This is a genomic window from Streptomyces sp. NPDC101152 (assembly GCF_044768275.1).
Lineage (GTDB): Bacteria > Actinomycetota > Actinomycetes > Streptomycetales > Streptomycetaceae > Streptomyces.
Window position 1 is genome coordinate 106,075 of the sequence record NZ_JBIWPO010000016.1, and the last position, 17,052, is coordinate 123,126.

Annotated in this window: 15 protein-coding genes; 5 read left to right on the forward strand and 10 right to left on the reverse strand. The window is 71.4% G+C overall.

What is annotated here, in order from left to right:
• Positions 1-38: 38 nt before the first annotated feature.
• The gene (locus tag ACIRVK_RS22195; RefSeq protein WP_404249550.1) at positions 39-1,769 is read right to left on the reverse strand and encodes a hypothetical protein; all 1,731 of its coding nucleotides are present in this window, start codon (positions 1,767-1,769) and stop codon (positions 39-41) included.
• Positions 1,770-2,195: 426 nt separating this feature from the next.
• Between ACIRVK_RS22195 and ACIRVK_RS22200 the strand changes: the two genes are divergently transcribed.
• Both ACIRVK_RS22200 and ACIRVK_RS22205 read left to right on the forward strand, forming a co-directional pair.
• Positions 2,196-2,483 (forward strand): hypothetical protein, encoded by a 288-nt coding sequence (locus ACIRVK_RS22200; protein WP_404249552.1) that lies wholly within the window; start codon positions 2,196-2,198, stop codon positions 2,481-2,483.
• 79 nt (positions 2,484-2,562) lie between these two features.
• On the forward strand, positions 2,563-2,955 hold the full coding sequence (locus ACIRVK_RS22205) for a VOC family protein (RefSeq protein ID WP_404249554.1): 393 nt from the start codon (positions 2,563-2,565) through the stop codon (positions 2,953-2,955).
• Positions 2,956-3,005: 50 nt separating this feature from the next.
• Here ACIRVK_RS22205 and ACIRVK_RS22210 read toward each other — a convergent pair whose 3' ends face one another.
• Positions 3,006-3,305, reverse strand: a complete 300-nt coding sequence (locus ACIRVK_RS22210; protein ID WP_404249556.1) for a DUF4235 domain-containing protein — start codon at positions 3,303-3,305, stop codon at positions 3,006-3,008.
• Positions 3,306-3,322: 17 nt separating this feature from the next.
• Positions 3,323-4,366, reverse strand: coding sequence for a glutathione S-transferase family protein (locus ACIRVK_RS22215; protein ID WP_404249558.1), 1,044 nt, complete (start codon positions 4,364-4,366; stop codon positions 3,323-3,325).
• A 40-nt stretch (positions 4,367-4,406) separates the two neighbouring features.
• Between ACIRVK_RS22215 and ACIRVK_RS22220 the strand changes: the two genes are divergently transcribed.
• Positions 4,407-5,399 carry a cation diffusion facilitator family transporter gene (locus ACIRVK_RS22220; protein WP_404249665.1) on the forward strand — a complete coding sequence of 331 codons (993 nt, stop codon included), beginning with the start codon at positions 4,407-4,409 and terminating at the stop codon, positions 5,397-5,399.
• A gap of 90 nt (positions 5,400-5,489) precedes the next feature.
• Here ACIRVK_RS22220 and ACIRVK_RS22225 read toward each other — a convergent pair whose 3' ends face one another.
• Together ACIRVK_RS22225 and ACIRVK_RS22230 are read right to left on the reverse strand one after the other, a co-directional pair.
• Positions 5,490-5,942 (reverse strand): nitroreductase family deazaflavin-dependent oxidoreductase, encoded by a 453-nt coding sequence (locus ACIRVK_RS22225; protein WP_404249560.1) that lies wholly within the window; start codon positions 5,940-5,942, stop codon positions 5,490-5,492.
• 175 nt (positions 5,943-6,117) lie between these two features.
• Complete coding sequence (locus tag ACIRVK_RS22230; protein ID WP_404249562.1) at positions 6,118-6,750, reverse strand: LysE family transporter; 633 nt, start codon at positions 6,748-6,750, stop codon at positions 6,118-6,120.
• 279 nt (positions 6,751-7,029) lie between these two features.
• Here ACIRVK_RS22230 and ACIRVK_RS22235 point away from each other — a divergent pair, with 279 nt between their 5' ends.
• A complete protein-coding gene (locus ACIRVK_RS22235) occupies positions 7,030-8,229 on the forward strand; it encodes a cytochrome P450 (protein WP_404249564.1) in 1,200 nt (399 codons plus the stop codon).
• A 13-nt stretch (positions 8,230-8,242) separates the two neighbouring features.
• Positions 8,243-8,449: a ferredoxin gene (locus ACIRVK_RS22240; RefSeq protein ID WP_404249566.1), complete on the forward strand. Its 207-nt coding sequence runs from the start codon at positions 8,243-8,245 to the stop codon at positions 8,447-8,449.
• A gap of 56 nt (positions 8,450-8,505) precedes the next feature.
• On the opposite strand, the gene ACIRVK_RS22245 is transcribed toward ACIRVK_RS22240, so the two are convergent.
• The 5 genes from ACIRVK_RS22245 to ACIRVK_RS22265 are packed head-to-tail and all read right to left on the reverse strand — an operon-like array spanning position 8,506 to position 17,049.
• Complete coding sequence (locus ACIRVK_RS22245; RefSeq protein ID WP_404249568.1) at positions 8,506-11,604, reverse strand: alpha-N-acetylglucosaminidase TIM-barrel domain-containing protein; 3,099 nt, start codon at positions 11,602-11,604, stop codon at positions 8,506-8,508.
• Positions 11,605-11,635: 31 nt separating this feature from the next.
• Complete coding sequence (locus ACIRVK_RS22250) at positions 11,636-12,532, reverse strand: beta-glucosidase (RefSeq protein ID WP_404249570.1); 897 nt, start codon at positions 12,530-12,532, stop codon at positions 11,636-11,638.
• Positions 12,529-13,467 (reverse strand): hypothetical protein, encoded by a 939-nt coding sequence (locus ACIRVK_RS22255; RefSeq protein WP_404249572.1) that lies wholly within the window; start codon positions 13,465-13,467, stop codon positions 12,529-12,531. Before ACIRVK_RS22255 ends, ACIRVK_RS22250 begins: the two co-directional genes overlap by 4 nt.
• On the reverse strand, positions 13,464-14,894 hold the full coding sequence (locus ACIRVK_RS22260) for an alpha-L-fucosidase (RefSeq protein ID WP_404249574.1): 1,431 nt from the start codon (positions 14,892-14,894) through the stop codon (positions 13,464-13,466). The genes ACIRVK_RS22255 and ACIRVK_RS22260 overlap by 4 nt, the downstream gene beginning before the upstream one ends.
• Before the next feature lie 10 nt (positions 14,895-14,904).
• Positions 14,905-17,049 carry a GDSL-type esterase/lipase family protein gene (locus tag ACIRVK_RS22265; protein ID WP_404249576.1) on the reverse strand — a complete coding sequence of 715 codons (2,145 nt, stop codon included), beginning with the start codon at positions 17,047-17,049 and terminating at the stop codon, positions 14,905-14,907.
• Positions 17,050-17,052 lie beyond the last annotated feature (3 nt).

The following is a 17,052-nucleotide window of genomic DNA, read 5'->3' on the forward strand; positions in this document are numbered from 1 at the left end:
GTCCCTGGTGCCCGGCCGGGCACCAGGGATCGGGCGCCTCAGCCGTCGAGCCAGTCGCCCGCGACGCTCGTGGGCCGGTACCCCGTGGCGTTCCAGAGGAAATGCGGATGGGCACCGCCGAACATGTAGGCGAGCAGCGCGGTGTCCTCCCTCCCGGTCCGGGGGTCGTGCAGGGAGTGGAACCTCTCCGATCCCACCACCCCGGCGTCCTGCTGGACCTGCCGGGCCCGGGCCGTCGACGGCGTGCCGCTGGAGGCCTCGACGGCGGCCACGTAGGTGCGGCGCAGGATCTCCCACGCGCTGTCGACGTCGCCGTGCCAGGGGCCGTGCAGGGCTTCGAAGGCGTGGAGTTCGGCGTCGAAGAGGGGCCATGTCCGCGGGTACTCGTCCCGGCAGCGCGCGGACAGCTCTGCGGTCCGGGCGCTCAGCGCGGGCACAGCGGGGCGCGGCGCGAGGGTGAGGGTCGTGCCGTGGGTGAGGATGCCGGTGCAGGGGTTGGGCTGCAGGTCGCACAGCGCACAGTCCTCGGCCGGAGGCAGGCCCTGGGTGATGCCGTCGAACCACAGGGCGTGGCGGCCGGTGAGCCCCATCCAGACGACGGTCGTGGTCATCAGCCACGTGTTCCACATCGGGGAGTGCGCTTCGGGCATGCAGCCGTACTTGACGATGGCGATGGCGCAGGCGGCGTAGAGCGCCTTGGTGTGGGTGGGCATGTCGGCGAGCCAGAAGTTGCTGATCTCGCCGGTGAGGGCGTCGGCCCGTACGTCGGCCATGTCGTCGATGACCCGGCACAGCAGCAGGGAGGCGAGGTTCTCCTCCTGCCAGAGTTCGGTGTCGGGTGCCACGTGCCAGAACAGGCAGTCCAGCATCTGCAGGATCGAGTAGGTGCTCTGGTCGAGGGGGTTGGTCTGGGGGAGCGTGACGCTGCCCGCCGCGTGCTGCTGGAGCCAGTACTCGTCGACGGACCGTTTGTGGGCCGCGAAGAGTCCGGAGACCAGCGCCCGTGCGCTGTTGGTGCTGAAGTTCTCGGCGAGGCGGTCTTCGACGTGCTGGGTCAGGCGCTCCGTGTCGATGGTGTCGATCACGCGTTTGTACTCGTGGAAGACGAGGATGTCGTCCTCGAAGCGGTGGCGGTGGCCGAGGTCCCGCTCCAGGTCGTTCATCTGCCGGGTCCAGGACCAGCCACCGGTGAGCACGCTGTCGAGTTCGCGCCGGTGCGGCCAGTTCTTGACGGCGAGGGGACGACCGGCGCTCTGTCGCCAGTGGTAGTCCTCCAGCGTGCGCTCGGGGGGAGTGGGCAGCCGACGGCACAGGGCGCAGGAGCAGGCGGTCGTCTGCTCCTCCTCGCGCGGTGGAGTCGACGCCCGGCTCCGCCAGGCCCCTTCCAGCATCACGCAGGTCAGTCTGCAGAGCTCGATGTCGGTGGCGACCTGCGGGAACGCCGCCCCTATCAGACGCAGGCCGGTGTCGAGGTGCCTCAGCCTGGCGAAGCCCTCCTCATCGGGCGGGAGGAACGCGGGCCGCGCCAGATGGAGGGCTCCCTCCACCCGCACCGTGGTGCCGGAGCGGGGGGTGCCGAGGGCGTCCAGCCGCTGCCGGGCGGCGTCCTGGTGACTCCGGTACAGCTCGGTGCTGTCCTTGACGCGTTCGGTCAGGAGGCGGGCCAGGGCGTCCGCCGCCTGTGGGGGCTGGGGTTCGGCGCTCGGCTGCGCCGGGAGCAGGCTGTCGGCGGACGCCTTCGGAACAGCACCTACGACTCGGGATTTCACACCGGTCTCCCATCAAAGCTGTGGGCATGGCAAGGGAATCGATCGCCCGTGGTTGTCGGCCCGCGGTGGACGACTGCTGCGTCACCGCGGCGAAACAGGGTCCCCCCGCCCTGCGAACGGGTGGCTGAAAGGGCCTCCCGCGCATTCGAACTCAGCTTCTATGGCCGAAAGTTGAACCGAGAAGCGGTATGAGGCTGCCCAGAGCGTAAATGATCTACGCGTGACCTCACCGTGACGTCCGTTACTGCTCACGCATCGTGAGCTGCGTACACTGCCTCCCCTCCCACATACGTCAGGGCCTCCCCCGTCTGCGCGACGGCCTCGACGCCGAGGCCGCCCGGCTCGCGGAAATCACGACGTCGGAGTCGGCCAACGGCGAGCCTGGCCAGGTCAGTTGACCAGGACCGCCGAGGAGGGCCGTACCTCGTGCCGCTCTCCTACCGCTGGGACGGCGAGACCCTGCTGCTCGCGCCACCCGCCGCCAGCCCCACCGGGCGCAACCTGCGGGCCACCGGCACCGCTCGCGGCGGCATCGGCCTGACGCGGGAGGAGGGCGACCTCTTCGCCGCCAGGACGGGCTTCGACCCGCGTGAACTCTCCACGCCTTACCTGTACTTCCGCATCACGCCGAGCCGTGTCCAGGCCTGGCGGGAGGCCGACGAGCTCAAGGGACGGGTGCTGATGCGCGACGGGAAGTGGCTGGTCGCCGACTGAACCGGCCCGGGCGGGATATCCGGAGGAGGAGGGCGGCGGGACACGACCTGCCCCGCGCCCGGGACCCTTCGGAGGAGACATGCCACTGGTGGAAGCGGGCTACGTGGTGCTCGACTGCGCCGAGCCCGAGAAGCTCGCCGTGTTCTACAGGGAACTGCTGGAGGCCGAGGAGACGGACGCGACCGCCAACCGAGTGGAGATCAGGAGCGCCGACGGCACCCGGATGGCGTTCCGCCGCGATGTGAACGCGACCCCGCCGAGCTGGCCGCGCCCCGAGAACTCCCTCCAGGCCCACCTGGACTTCGTGGTGACGGACCTGGACGCGGCCGAGCGCAAGGTGGTGGAGCTCGGCGGGCGCCCGCTGGAGACCAAGGACGCCGCCGGGCCGTACGAGGAACGCGGGTACGCCGACCCGGCCGGCCACTCCTTCACCCTGCGCCGCACCACCCCGACAGCCCCCAAACAGGGCTGACTCGCGCAGCCGGTGCCAGGGGGTGTTGTGAAAGCCCCGCTCAACACCCCCTAGTCCCGGCCGCTCTTGTCGGTGGCCGGCCAGACGCCGGTCGAGCGTTCGATGGCCTTGGCGCCGCCGCGGTCCACCGCGCTGCGCACGACCGCGAAGATCGCGCCCTGTACCGCGGCGGCCAGCAGGATCTCTCCCCAGCCGCGGTCCTTGTCCAGCGCGTCGGGCGCGTCCTCCTCGTGCCGGATGGCCATCCACGTCTTGCGGAAGGCGAGCCCCGCGAGGGATCCGCTGACCCAGCCCAGGGCAAAGCCGAGCGGCTTGTAGGCGAGCGGGAGTTTCAGCTTCTTCTTGGCCATGTGCCTCTCCTTCGTCGTCAGGGGCGTCCCGGCACCGGAACCTCCTCGCCCGCCGGCACGGGTCCCGGCGGTGTCCCGTCGCCGAACGGCCGGCCGCGCAGCTCCTCGCGGTGATGGGCCGTCAGCCAGCCGGACAGGTCAGGGCCCAGGGGCACGATACGGGTCGGGTTGATACCGGTGTGGACCTGGTAGTAGTGCCGTTTGATGTGGTCGAAGTCGACGGTGTCACCGAAGCCGGGCGTCTGGAACAGGTCACGGGCGTACGCCCACAGCACCGGACTCTCCGTCAGCTTCCAGCGGTTGCACTTGAAGTGGCCGTGATAGACGGCGTCGAACCGCACCAGCGTGGTGAACAGCCGGATGTCCGCCTCGGTGATCGTGTCCCCGACCAGGTACCGCTGCCGCTCCAGCCGCGGCACGAGCAGCTCCAGCCGCCGGAAGACACCCGCGCACGCCGCCTCGTACTCCTCCTGCCCGGTCGCGAAACCCGCCCGGTACACACCGTTGTTGACGTCCTCGTAGACGTCCGCCATCACCGTGTCGATCTCGTCGCGCAGCTTCGGCGGGTACAGCTCGGGCGCGCCGGGGCGGTGCAGCGCCGTCCACTCGGTGGCGAGGTCGAGCGTGATCTGCTGGTAGTCGTTGGTGACCAGCTTGCCGCTCGGCACGTCGACGACTGCCGGGACGCTGACCCCGCCCGGATGGCCGGCCTCCCGCCGGTCGTAGGCCTCGCTGAGGAAGCGGATGCCGAGTACCGGGTCGCGGCCGTCCGGGTCGAGGGTGAAGCGCCAGCTGCGGTCGTCCTGGACGGGATCGGCGATCGCCATCGACAGCGCGCCCTCCAGGCCCAGCAGCCGCCGGGAGATCACCGCGCGGCTCGCCCACGGACAGGCGCGGCTGACCACCAGCCGGTACCGGCCGGCCTCCACCGGCCAGCCGTCCCGCCCGTCCGCGGTGATCCGGTCCCTGAAGTGGCTCCTGGACCGCTTGAAGGCCTTCTTGCCGTACGCCTCGTTGCCCCCGCCCATCGCTTCCTCCTCGCGTCTGCGGTGCTCCGACATCCACGTTCCCCGAATTCCGCCGCCCGCACGGTGTGATCCCATCCGTCAGGGGCAGTCGGCGAAGGTGAGTGGGACATCCTCGGACACGAAAGCGGATCGCAGGACACGCGTCACCGTACTGGTGGCGCTCGCGGCAAATCTGCTGATCGCGGCGGCCAAGGCGGTGGGCGGGCTGATCGCCGGGTCACCGGCCCTGCTGTCGGAGGCCGCGCACTCGGTGGCGGACAGCCTCAACGAGGTCTTCCTGCTGGCCGCGCTGCGCCGCAGCAGAAGGCCGGCCGACCGGCGCCACCCCTTCGGCTACGGCAAGGAGCGCTTCTTCTGGTCCCTGCTCGCGGCCGTCGGCATCTTCGTGATGGGCGGCTGCTTCTCCTTCTTTCAGGGCTTCGAGGCCTTCCGTGACGGTGCCCGGGAGACGACGGACGGCTATGTGGCCGGCCTGATCGTGCTCGGCGTCTCCTTCCTCGCCGAGGGCGCCTCCCTGATGCGGGCGCTGCACCAGGTGCGCCGGCAGGGCGGCAGGGGCGGCCTGCGCGACCCGGCGCTGCGCACGGTGGTCGCCGAGGACGGCACCGCGGTGCTCGGTGTGACGGTGGCCGCCGTCGGCATGGCGCTGCACATGGCCACCGGGCAGGTGGCCTGGGAGGCGTCGGCCTCGATGGTGATCGGCGTGCTGCTCGTGCTGGTCGCCTACCACCTCGGCCGCGAGGCACGCGACCAGCTGATCGGGGAGGCCGCCGACCCGGAGACGGCGGGCCGGATCCGGGAGGTGCTGGAGGCGCAGCCCGAGATCGACAGCGTGGAGGCGCTGTTCACGATGAAGACCGGCCTGGACAAGGCCCTGGTCGCCGCCCGCGTCGACCTGGTGCCCGGCCTGGACAGCGAACGGGTGGAGGAGGTCGCCGTCCGCATCAAGCGCTCGGTCGCCCACAGCGTGCCCGAGGCCGACCAGATCTTCCTCGACATCACCGACCGGCCGGCCGAGGAGGCACGAGAAAGCCCCGCCGCGACGGGGGAACGCGGCGGGGCCTGACCCACGCGTGCCCGGCACTCACCGGACCATGCGTGCTTTCTCGAAGATTTTTTCCCGGCCCGGTACTTCAGTCACCGGGCCGGGCCCATTTCACCCGTTCGACTCGTGCGGTTCGAGCACGAACACCGGGATCTCCCGGTCGGTGTTCTTCTGGTAGTCGGCGTACGGCGGATACGCCGCGACCGCGCGCTCCCACCACTCGGCCTTCTCCGCGCCGGTCACCTCGCGGGCCGTGTAGTCCTTGCGCACCGGTCCGTCCTGGAGCTCCACATGGGGGTCGCCCTTGATGTTGTGGTACCAGACGGGGTGTTCGGGCGCGCCGCCCTTGGAGGCGACCACGGCGTACCGCCCGTCGTGCTCGACACGCATCAGCGGCGTCTTGCGGATCTTGCCGCTCTTCGCGCCGCGGGTGGTCAGCACGATGACGGGCATCCCGGTGTCCATCAGGGTCGTCCCCTTCGTGCCACCGGAGCTCTCGTACAGCTCCACCTGATCGCGCACCCACTGCTCCGGACTCGGTACGTACTCGCCCTCGAGAGGCATGGCATCCGTCCCATCGTCGTGTCGTACGGCTGGCCGGCACCGGTGTTCGACACCGGTGCCCCCAGCATCCATCCATACCGTACGGCTGCACCGATCCCTACGATCACCCCGCGGATGGCCGGACACCGCCGGATCCGGCTGACCGTCAGGGGCATCCGGCGCTCGTATCACGCCATCAGGAGGGAGCCACCAGCATCCGCACGGCCAGCGTCATGATCACGGCACTCGACAGCAGCGCCGTCACCAGCCGCCCCCGCAGACCGGTGAGGGCACGGCCCAGCAGGGCACCGCCACCGGCGAGCAGTAACTGCCAGCTCGCCGACGCGGCGAAGGCGGCCAGGACGAACGCCCCCTGCTCGGGCCCCGACGCCGTGCCGGACGCCCGGGAACCGAGGACCAGCGCCACGAAGTAGACCACCGTGGCGGGGTTGAGCAGGGTGATCCCGAGCAGGCCCAGATACGCGCGGGCCGGGGTCGGCGCCTGCGGCGCTGGGCGGGTGGCGAGGCGGCGGCCGCGGTAGTGCCGTACGGCCGTCACCGCGCCCCGGACGGCGAGGGCGGCCAGCACCAGGGCCGAAGCCCGGCGCAGCGGTACCAGGGCCGGGCGCAGGGCGGACGCGAGGGCGGTACCGCCGAGGGTGGCCAGCAGGGCGTACAGGCCGTCTGCGGTGGCGATGCCGAGCGCGGCCGAGGCACCGGTGCGCAGGGACGTATGGGCGGTGAGGGAGACGAGGTAGGTCGCGACCGCGCCGACGGGCACGGCGATGCCGTAGCCCGCGAGCAGCCCCGCGACGAGCGCCCCGGTCATGACACGGAGAGCGTCGGCCTCCACAGCCGGCCGGGCTGCTGCTGATGGGACCGCACCGGAGCGGCGGTGGCGGGCAGCGGCAGGAAGGCGGTGGTGGTCGACATGGCCGGATTGTGGAACCCGCCGTTCACCGCTCACAACCGGTTTTCGAATCGTGAGCGATCATCCCCGGCCAGAATCGCCCCGCCACCGATCTGGCCGAACTTGCCGTCGTCTCATAGATGCCTGGGGCATCTAATGAAGATCTGCACGACGCACCCTTCGTCTGCGAGGTCTGCCATGACGGAAACGGAACCTGTGGCCTTTCCCCAGGACCGGACCTGTCCCTACCACCCGCCCACCGGCTACGACCCCCTGCGCACCGCCCGCCCGCTGACCCGGATCACCCTCTACGACGGCCGTCGGGCCTGGCTGGTGACCGGTCATGCGCTGGCCCGGGAGCTGCTCGCCGACCAGCGCCTGTCGGCCGACCGCAACCATCCCGGCTTTCCGGCCACCACCGAACGCCTCACGGCGGTCAGGAACCGGAGGGTCGCCCTGCTCGGCGTCGACGATCCCGAGCACCGCACCCAGCGCCGGATGATGGTGCCCAGCTTCACCCTCCGCCGCGCCGTCGAACTGCGGCCGCGGATCCAGCGGATCGTGGACGGACTGCTGGACGCGATGATCGAGAAGGGGCCGCCCGCCGAGCTGGTGAGCGCCTTCGCGCTGCCGGTGCCCTCGACGGTGATCTGCGAACTGCTCGGCGTCCCGTACGAGGACCACGACTTCTTCGAGGGACAGTCCCGTCGGCTGCTGCGTGGCCCGACCGTCGCCGACGTACAGGACGCCCGCGACCAACTGGACGCCTACTTCGGGGAGTTGATCGACCACAAGCTGAAACAGGCCGAGCCCGGCGACGGGGTGCTGGACGAACTCGTCCACGAGCGGCTGCGCGAGGGCGAGCTGGACCGCGAGGAGGTCATCGCGTTCGCGACCATCCTGCTGGTCGCCGGCCACGAGACGACCGCCAACATGATCTCCCTGGGCACCTTCACCCTGCTCCAGCACCCGGAGCGGCTGGCCGAGTTGCGCGCGGACCCGCAGCTGCTGCCGTCCGCGGTAGAGGAGCTGATGCGCATGCTGTCCATCGCGGACGGCCTGCTGCGCAGGGCCACCGAGGACATCGAAGCCGGCGGGACGGTCATCCGGGCCGGGGACGGAGTGGTCTTCTCGACCTCGGTCATCAACCGCGACGAGGACGTCTACCCCGCCCCCGACACCCTCGACTTCCACCGTCCCGCCCGCCACCACGTCGCGTTCGGCTTCGGCATCCACCAGTGCCTCGGCCAGAACCTGGCACGGGCCGAACTGGAGATCGCCCTGCGCTCCCTCTTCGACCGGCTGCCCGGCCTGCGCCTGGCCGCCCCGGCGGACGAGATCCCCTTCAAACCCGGCGACACCATCCAGGGGATGCTGGAACTCCCCGTGACCTGGTAAGAGGCTCGAGGTCATGCACACCGACACACGCATCGAGATCGACAAGGACGTCTGCATCGGCGCCGGCCAGTGCGCCCTGGCCGCCCCGAACGTCTTCACCCAGGACGACGACGGCTTCAGCGCGCTGCTGCCGGGCCGCGAGGACGGCGGCGGCGACCCGATGGTCCGGGAGGCGGCGCGCGCCTGCCCGGTGAGCGCCATCACCGTGTCCCTGAGCTGAGCGGGCCGCACCGGAGGACCGCACCGAGGGCGGTGCGGTCCTGCCGGGCCCCTCCGTCAGGTCACCGTGAACCCGTGGAACGTGGCCATGCCCCGTGCGCCGTTCCAGCCGTTGGCCGCCGTCATGAAGACCCCGACGTCCTGTGCGGCGGTCGCACCTGAGGGCGTGGCGGTGCCCACCGTCGTCCAGGTGACGCCGTCGGTGCTGGCCTCCCCGAGGTACGAGGTACCGGATCTGGTCAGCCGCAGCCGCACCGGCGCGCTGAAGGAGCCGGACAGCTGGATCGAGTCCAAACGGCCGTCGCCGTCGGCGTCCCAGCTCAGTGCGCAGCCATTGGACGGCGTGACCGCCAGGTTCACGTAGCCCGCGCTTCCCTGAGCCGCCAGCTCGTCGCGGACGACGAGGCCCGCCCGTGCCCAGCCCCCGGTCGCGTCCTGCGCGGTGACCGTGACCTCGGCTACGGTCCTGTCCCGGTAGGCGCCCGCCCGGTACACGGCCCCGAACTCGTTGGTGGCGCCCCACAGGTCCGCCCCGGCGCCCTCGATGGCGATCTCCTCGCCCGACTGGCCGAACACCGCGTCGTTGAAGGAGACCGTGCGGTACGGGTCCTTGACCCCGGTCGCGGCCAGCAGCCGCAGCGGCGCCACCGCCTTCCCGCCGCCCGCGTACGCCGCCCCGGCGACGACCTGGCCGATCAGCGCCGTCGGCGCACCCGCCAGGGTGACCTCGAAGCGGGCGGCGAACGTGGCGCCGGACGCCACCGAGGCCGTGCGCACCGGATCGAGCGGCTTCGCCGCCATGCCCCGGGGGACGGAGACGGAGAGGGCCACGTCGCGTGCCGCCGTGAACCCGTTCCGGTTGGTGAAGGTGACCGTCACCGTCGCGGGCGTGCCCTCGGCCACCGCCGCCCGGTCGGCCGCCGCGGTGAGGGCCGCCTGATGGGGAGTGGCCGCGAGCAGGTCGCGCACACGGCGGGCCAGCGCGTACGGGGAACCGTGGGGTTCGGTCGGATGCGTCTCGTGCGCGTGCGCCCAGCGGTCCTCCAGGGCGAACCAGTCGATCGTCGCCGGGTCCTTTCCTGCGGCGAGCGTGTCGAAGTACGTCTTCCAGCGGGTGCGGTACAGGCCGCCGACTAGCCCGGACCACTCCCGGTTCGCGTAGTCGTGCAGGCCCTGGTCGCTGCTGGCGCGTCCGCCCCAGGTGGTGAGGAGGGAGCGGACGTCGTACTCCAGACGGTCCTTCTCGGCCCGGTCGGCGCCCCAGGAGCGTGCGTCGGCGAGCCACCGCCCCAGCAGGTGCGGGCCGGAGGCCGCCAGCAGGTCGTCGAGGAGGTCCATCCAGCCCAGCCAGGTCCGGGTCAACCTGCCGAAGAGGGCTTTGTCCCCCACCTCGTGCGCGGCCTTGATCTGCGGCAGCAACACCCGGCTGCGGTTGGACAGGACCTGCCGGGCCACGTCGACGACGTCGTACCGATAGGCCGAGTTGTCTCTCAACTCAGGGCGCACGGCGAGGAGTTCGGTGAGCGCGGAGTCGAAGGCCGTGGTGTCGTAGCGATCCTTCTCCGGGCCCCAGGCGGCGGCCTTGTTCGCCGTCAGGCTCGGACGGGCGCCGAACAGGCCGTCGGGCGCCTCGCTCCAGGAGTCCGCGCGGGACATGCCGTACGCCGTGTCGCGGATCGTCCGCCAGGCCGCGGCCGCGTGCCGGTCAGGGCCGCCGTAGCGGGAGAGGGCGTACGCGCCGAACCAGCCGTCCAGGTCGATGCTGCCGGGCGTCCAGGCGAGGTCCGTCAACAGGGCCAGGGCGGGGGCGTTGTTGTCCGCCGCCTCCGGCATCGCCGCGACACCGGCGAGCGAACTGCCGTTCTTGTCACGCCACTTGGGGTACTGCGCCACCCAGTCCGGGGCGTTGGCGCCGATCGGGGTGTGCCCGCCGAAGTTCCAGATGCTGCCGAAGGCGTACGGGGTGCCGCCCCAGTCGCTCTCCCGGTCGGTGACGGTGGTGTAGCGGTCCGACAGCCCGTCCACGATCAGCATCCGGCTCTTGTCGACACCGTCGAGCAGCGCCTTGGAAGGGTTCGTCTGCCAGCCGAGGATCGCCCAGACCGCTCCGGGGTGTGCCTTCTGCAGCGCGGCCTCGACGGCCTTCGCGGCCTCGCCCACGGGCACCTCTCCGGGGTTTCCGCCTTCGTGCAGCAGGTCCATCTTGTACATGGTGCTGTCACCGAACCGCTCCGTCTGGGCGCCGTAGAAGGCGGCGGCCACCTCACGGAAGGCCGCGGTGCGCGGGTCGAGCCAGTCGGGGCGTTTGAAGGCGCCCCAGGTGCCCTGGGCCACCACCGCCGCGTCCCCGCCGTGCCGGGCGGGGAAGCCGTCCGGCACGGTGCCGTAGTAGCCCGGCAGGACAGGTGTCATGCCCAGCTCGCGGATTCGGCCGACGATCTTCCGGGCGAGCGCGGCGCGCCGCTCGACGAGCTGCCGGGAGACCGGCCCGCCGAAGCCCGACATGTTCTGCAGCAACCACCAGGGCTGGTGGGCGGGAGCGGGGATCCAGGAGCGCAGTTCAGGGTCGGAGTAGCCGAAACGGCGGAAGGTGTCGTAGTACACCGCGTCGGCACCGATGTAGATCAGGACCCGGTTGACTCCGTGCAGGGCCAGCACGTCCAGCTCGTGCTGCCAGGCGTCCCAGGTGCGGTAGGCGCCGGTGTAGCCCTCGTTGGTGTCGTTGAAGGCGAACCGGTGCGGCACGTTCGCCGTTCCCGTGATCTCCTCGGCGGGCGCGGGCAGGGTGCGCGGCAGGTTGAGCTGCTCGCCGGTCCAGGAGACGGAGCCGTGCGCGGTCCGCCGCAGGTAGGTGTGCAGGCCGGCGAGCAGCACCCCGGTACTCGTGCCCTCCACTGCGATGTGCCCGGCCCGGCCGGTGACCCGGAAGTGGTCGGGATCGCCGGCGAGGGCCCGCAGGGTGATCTGCCGGTGGTGGTCGGGAAGCAGCCGCTTCAGCGCCGCCGCGGCGGGAGCTGTGTCGAACAGGGCGCCGCCGGCCGCGTACGCGCCCTGCGGGCGGGCCAGCAGCGCGGCGCCTCCCACCGCCACCGCACCCGTGAGGACCCGTCTGCGGGTGACACCGGTGATGCGGAGATCGCCTCGGTTGTCGTGCATGAACATCCTTCCGGCAGAGCTCAGTTGACGCTCAGTTGACTCTCATGGCGAAGATGTGCAGGGCGGGGACGCCCGACTGCAGGCCGTCGCTGACCTTGGGCAGGACCAGGGAGCGCAGCTCCTTGCCGGCCGCCAGGTCGACACCGAAGGTGAACAGGCTGACGGGGCTGTCGTCCCGGCCGGCGGCGATGTGGCGGTAGGGCACCACCACCGCGGCGGCCGAGTTCGCCCCGTACCAGTCCTGGACGGCGACCGAGAAGGGCTGTTCGGTGCCGTCGGCGTAGACGACCTTGCCGTCGCCCTTGCCCACGCCCCAGGTACTGGTGCCCAGGAAGGACAGGCGGGAGCCGGAGCCGGACAGCAGCACGGTCTGGCCGGCGCTGACGACGTTGTCGAGGTTGCCGGGCGCGGTGTCCGGCCACGTGAAGCTCACACCGCCGTACGTGACTTCGGCGCCCGGCACGAGCCCCACCGACGCCAGCGCCTCGGCGGACAGGCTGGAGTGCGAGCCGTCGATGTCGGCGACGGTGAGGGCGTCGTCGGAGGCGATCGCCGCGTTGTCGAAGGCTCCGGACAGCGAGCGGTAGGGCAGCACGACGGAGGACGTCGCCCGCGTGCAGTCGGAGCCGTGGCGGTGCACGTCGAACAGGGCGTGCGCGGTGAAGGAGATCCGGCCCTCGGCGTCGTCGGCCAGCCGGGTCCGCCGGGTGCGGGTCACCGACCGCCCGGGCGCCAGGCTGCCCAGGCCGTCCCCCTCCCCGGTGTCGTTCACGGCGAGATAGAGCACGGTGCCGCGCAGCGTGATCCGGGTGGTGTTGGTGAGGGTGGCGGTCAGGGTCACCGCCTTGCCGGGCTCGGGGGAGGCCGGGGTGACGGTGAGCGAGACGGGCGGCGGGAGGAAGTCCTCCTCGGGGCGGTAGGCGGTCATGACTGCTCCACGGTGAAGTGGTCGAACACGGCCCGGACCGTCGTGCCGGGATGACTGAGGTTCACCGCGCTGGCCACCACGCCGGCGTCCAGGGCGCCGTTCGCGGACGGCACGGTCACGCTCGCGATCTCGTTCCAGGCGAGGCCGTTGGTGGTGGAGTACGCGGTGTAGGTGGTGCCGGAGCGGATCAGGCGCAGCCAGGCGGGGTGCGTGGACGCGCCGCCGCCGGCCCAGGTGTCGAGGCGTCCGTCGCCGTCGCTGTCGGTCATGAACTCCACGCCGTAGGACTGCGACATGGTGAGGACCGCGTAACCGCCCTTCTCCGGCGCGGTCAGGTCGTTGGCGACGGCGATGCCGTACTTGGCGCTGGGGTTGTCGCTCCCGGTGAGGCTGACTGTCTTGACCTGCACCACACTCGACGCGGAGGCGGCACCCGGCAGGCGGATGCCGCCCTTCTCGTCCCGGCCGCCGGACAGGTCGGCGCCGCCCGCCCAGATCACCAACTGGCTGCCGTACTGCCCGAACCGGGCGTCGTCGGTGGTGGCGAACGTCTTGTACGGGTCCCGCACGCTGTTCGGTACATAGGGCACGCTGACGGTCTTCGCGGACCGCGCGCAGTCGGAGCTGCGTCCGTCGACGTCGAAGAGGACGTGCGCGGTGAACGCGACGTCCCCGGCGACGTCGGTCGGCATCGAGGTGGGCCAGCTGCGGCTGATGCGCGCGCCGCGCCGCAGGTCACCGAGCGGGATGGTGTGCGCGGCGGTGGTCGCGCCCGGATCCACCAGGTACAGCACGGCACCGCGCAGCGGGAACGGGCAGTCGTTGACGAGGACCGCGGTCGCGGTGACGGCGTCACCGACGGCCGGCTCGGCCGGTTCGGTGGTGACGGTCAGGGTCGGACCGAGGGTGTCCGTACGGGTGCTCTCGCCGTTCATCGCCGCTCCCAGTCGACGGTGAAGGTGTTGGCGATCTCGCTGGGCAGCGTCTGCGGGACTGCGATGTGGACCTTGCCGTCGGAACGAGTCCATTTCAGCGGCCCGTTGTGGCCGAGCAGCCGGATCCGCGAGGTCGCGGAGTGAGGGATGTCCGCGGGCAGGGAGAGCGTGCCGCGGGGAGCGCCGAGGACGATGATGTTGAACTTGCCCGGGCTGACCGTGTACCGGATGCCGAGCGGGCTGCCCTCCTCCTCGGCCCGCAGCCAGGGCGTCGAGCCGTACACCGCGGGCCCGTTGACCTTCAGCCAGGCGCCGATGTCGCGCAGCCGCCGCTGCATCACGTCGGGAATGGTGCCGTCCGGCTTGGGGCCGATGTTGAGCAGCAGGTTGCCGTTCTTGCTGGTGACGTCGGCGAGCAGGTGGACGAGGAACTCGGAGGTCTTGTAGTCCTCCTCGATCTCGAACTTGTTGTACCCCCAGGAGTAGCCCATCGTGATGCAGCACTCCCACTTCTGGGCGTCCATCGTGGGGTTGGTGCGCTGCTCGTAGGTGGCGTAGTCGAAGTGCGTGTCGAAGCGGTCGTTGACCACCACCCCCTTGGGGCGGCCGCGGTTCTTCGCCCTGTTGTAGTAGTGGGCGAGGGGCTCCTCACTGCGCCACGGCGGGTTCCCGGCCGGCCGGAACCACTGGCCGTCCGCCCACAGCAGGTCCGGGTCGTAACGGTCGATGATCTCGTACAGCTGCTTGAGTTCGTAGTCGCCGATGTAGTCGTCGACGGGCTTGTAGCCGGTCATCGGGACCGTCGCACCGGTGTAGGCGTTCTTCATCGGCCGTCCGAGCGCCGGGTTGAAGAACTCGCCGAGCGAGTAGTAGAGGCCGGGGCGCACCGTGCCGCGTCTGCGGGCGGCCGCCACCAGCTCGCCGGCCAGGTCCCGCTTCGGCCCGTACTTCCCCGCGTGACGGTCCGTCACCTTGCTCGGCCACAGGGCGAAACCGTCGTGGTGCTTGCTGGTCAGCGCGAAGTACTCGGCACCCGCCTGCTCGAACAGCCGCACCCAGGCGTCCGGGTCGTAGTGCTCGGCCCGGAACTGCGGGATGAAGTCGTCGTAGAGGAAGTCCTGGCCGTAGGTGTCGCGGTGGTACTTCCAGGTGGGGTCGGTGTCGAAGCTCTGGTACCACAGGTACCACTCGGCGGCCATCTGCCGGGCGGAGCCGGCCGGGACCGAGTAGACACCCCAGTGGACGAAGATGCCGAACTTGGCGTCCTTGTACCAGCGCGGTACGGGGTGGGTGTCGAGGGACGCCTTCGTGGGCCGGTAGTCGGGGATGCCGGCGCCGATCGCGCGGGCGGCGCCGGGCGGGGCGAGGAGGACTGCTGAGCCGAGGGCGGTGGCCGTGGTGAGGAAGCGTCTGCGGCTGACGTTCACAGGGGACCTCTCAGTGGGTGGTCGAGAAGGAGTCGAAGACGGCGGTGGTGGTCTGGCCGGGGTGGTCGAGATTGACGGCGCTCGCGACCATCCCGGCGTCGAGGCCGCCGGCGGCCGCGGACGGCACGGTCGCGGTCCCGATCCGCTGCCAGGTGGTGCCGTCGGCACTGGCGTACGCGGTGTAGGCGGTGCCGTCGCGGGTGAGCCTGAGCCAGGCGGGGTGGTACGAGGAGCCGCCGCCCGCCCAGGTGTCGAGCTTCCCGTCGCCGTCGCTGTCGGTCATGAACTCCACGCCGTAGCTCCTGGACATGGTCAGCACCGCGTAGCCGCCCTTGTCCGGCGCGGTCAGGTCGTTGGCGACGGCGATCCCGGCCTTGGCGGACGGTCCGCTGCCGGTCTGCTCGACGAGGCGGGCGGTGACGCTGCCCGACCCGGGCACGGCGTCCGGCACATGGATGGCGGCCTTCTCGTCCTTCCAGCCCGCCAGGTCCTGACCGCCCGCCCAGATCGCGAACCGGCCGCCGTTCTGGGCGTACTGGGCGGCGTCGGCGGTGGCGAACGTCCGGTACGGAGGCTTGACCGCGGACGGCACGGGGACGACGTCGGCGGTCACCGTGTCGGTGTCGCGCCGCGTCCGGCCCTCCTGCCGGAAGGAGGTGGCCACCCCGATGGTGTACGGCCCCCATCGCGTGTCGGCGCACGGGGTGACGCGCCAGGTGACGGTCGAACTCCCGCCGGGAACAAGGGAACGGGCCCTCGTCGGCCCCTCCGCCGCGGCGGTCCAGCCGTGCGGCAGACGCAGCCCGGTGGTGACCCGGGTGACCGCCTTGGGGCCGGAGTTGGTGACGGTCGCGGTGATCTCCGTGGCGTGGCCGGCCGGCAGACTCGGACGGTACGGGCCGAACCGGACGCGGGCCGAGGGACAGTCGTGGGCCACCCGGAGGCCGGTGAGGTCGACCGCGTCGGCGAAGGCCTTCATCCCGCTGTCGTTGGGGTGCAGATGGTCACCGGAGTCGAACGCGGCGGCGTACCGGGTCGGGTCGCCCGGATCGCGTACCGCCTTGTCGAAGTCGGCGTAGCCGTCGAACACACCGCCGTCGCGGACGAACGCGTTGACCTTCTGCCGGTCGGCCTCCTTGGCCTCGGTCCAGTGGTCGCCCCAGCCCCGGTACGGAACGACGGTCGCGCCGATGACCAGCAGCCCGCGGGTGTGCGCCCGTCGGGCGATCTCCTTCATCCCGTCGATCACCTGGTCGCCGGTGGCGCCGCCCCAGCTGAGGTCGTTGACGCCCTCGAAGAGGATCACCGTCCGGGCGCCCGGCTGCGACAGCACATCGCGCTCCAGCCGGTCCAGTGCCGATGGATTGCCGTCGGTGCCCGCCGTGATGCGGTTGCCGCTGATGCCCTCGTTCAGCACCCCGGCCGTGGAGGTGCAGGCCGACAGCCGAGCCGCCAGGTAGTCCGGCCAGCGCCGGTTCGCGTCCGAGGTGGAGGCGGCTCCGTCGGTGATGGAGTCACCGAGCGCGACCACGGAGCCCCGCGCCGTGCCGCCCCGCACGTCGACGCCGGTGAGGAACGGGAAGGTGGAATCGGTCCTGGTGAACGCGGTCCCGGCGGCGTCCCCTGCGTGGTCGCCGCCGCCGTCGGGCGTCCAGTAGACGGTCTGGAGCCCCATCCAGTGCTGGCTGACGTGGGTGAGCCTGCCGGGGAAGTAAAGGCTGACCACCAGGTCGCTGCGGGCGGCGACGGGTATCCGCACTCCGTCGCTCGCCGCCTGCCCGTGGGCCGGGATCGTCACGAACTCCTTCCCGCCGAACGTCAGGTCGCGCGGACCGGACACCGACGAGCCGTTCGCCCGCCGCCCCACGGTCGCGTGCCCGATCGTCACCGGCTGGTCGGTGAACTCGTTGGTCAACCGGATCCGCACGCTCGTCCCGCCCGCGCTGACGTGCACCGGGATCCGCACGGTCACCTCCGAGGCGCCCGGGTCGTACGAGGCGTGCTGCGCGGTCGCCCACGTCCCCGTCCAGGCCGGCGGCCGGGGCGCCGCCGCTGCGGAAGGCGCCGGTAACAGGGCCGCCAGCGTGGCACCCGCGGCCGCGGCAAGCGCAGCGAATCTTCGGTGCCCGAGCGGGTGTTCAAGCGGTCCGAGCATGGG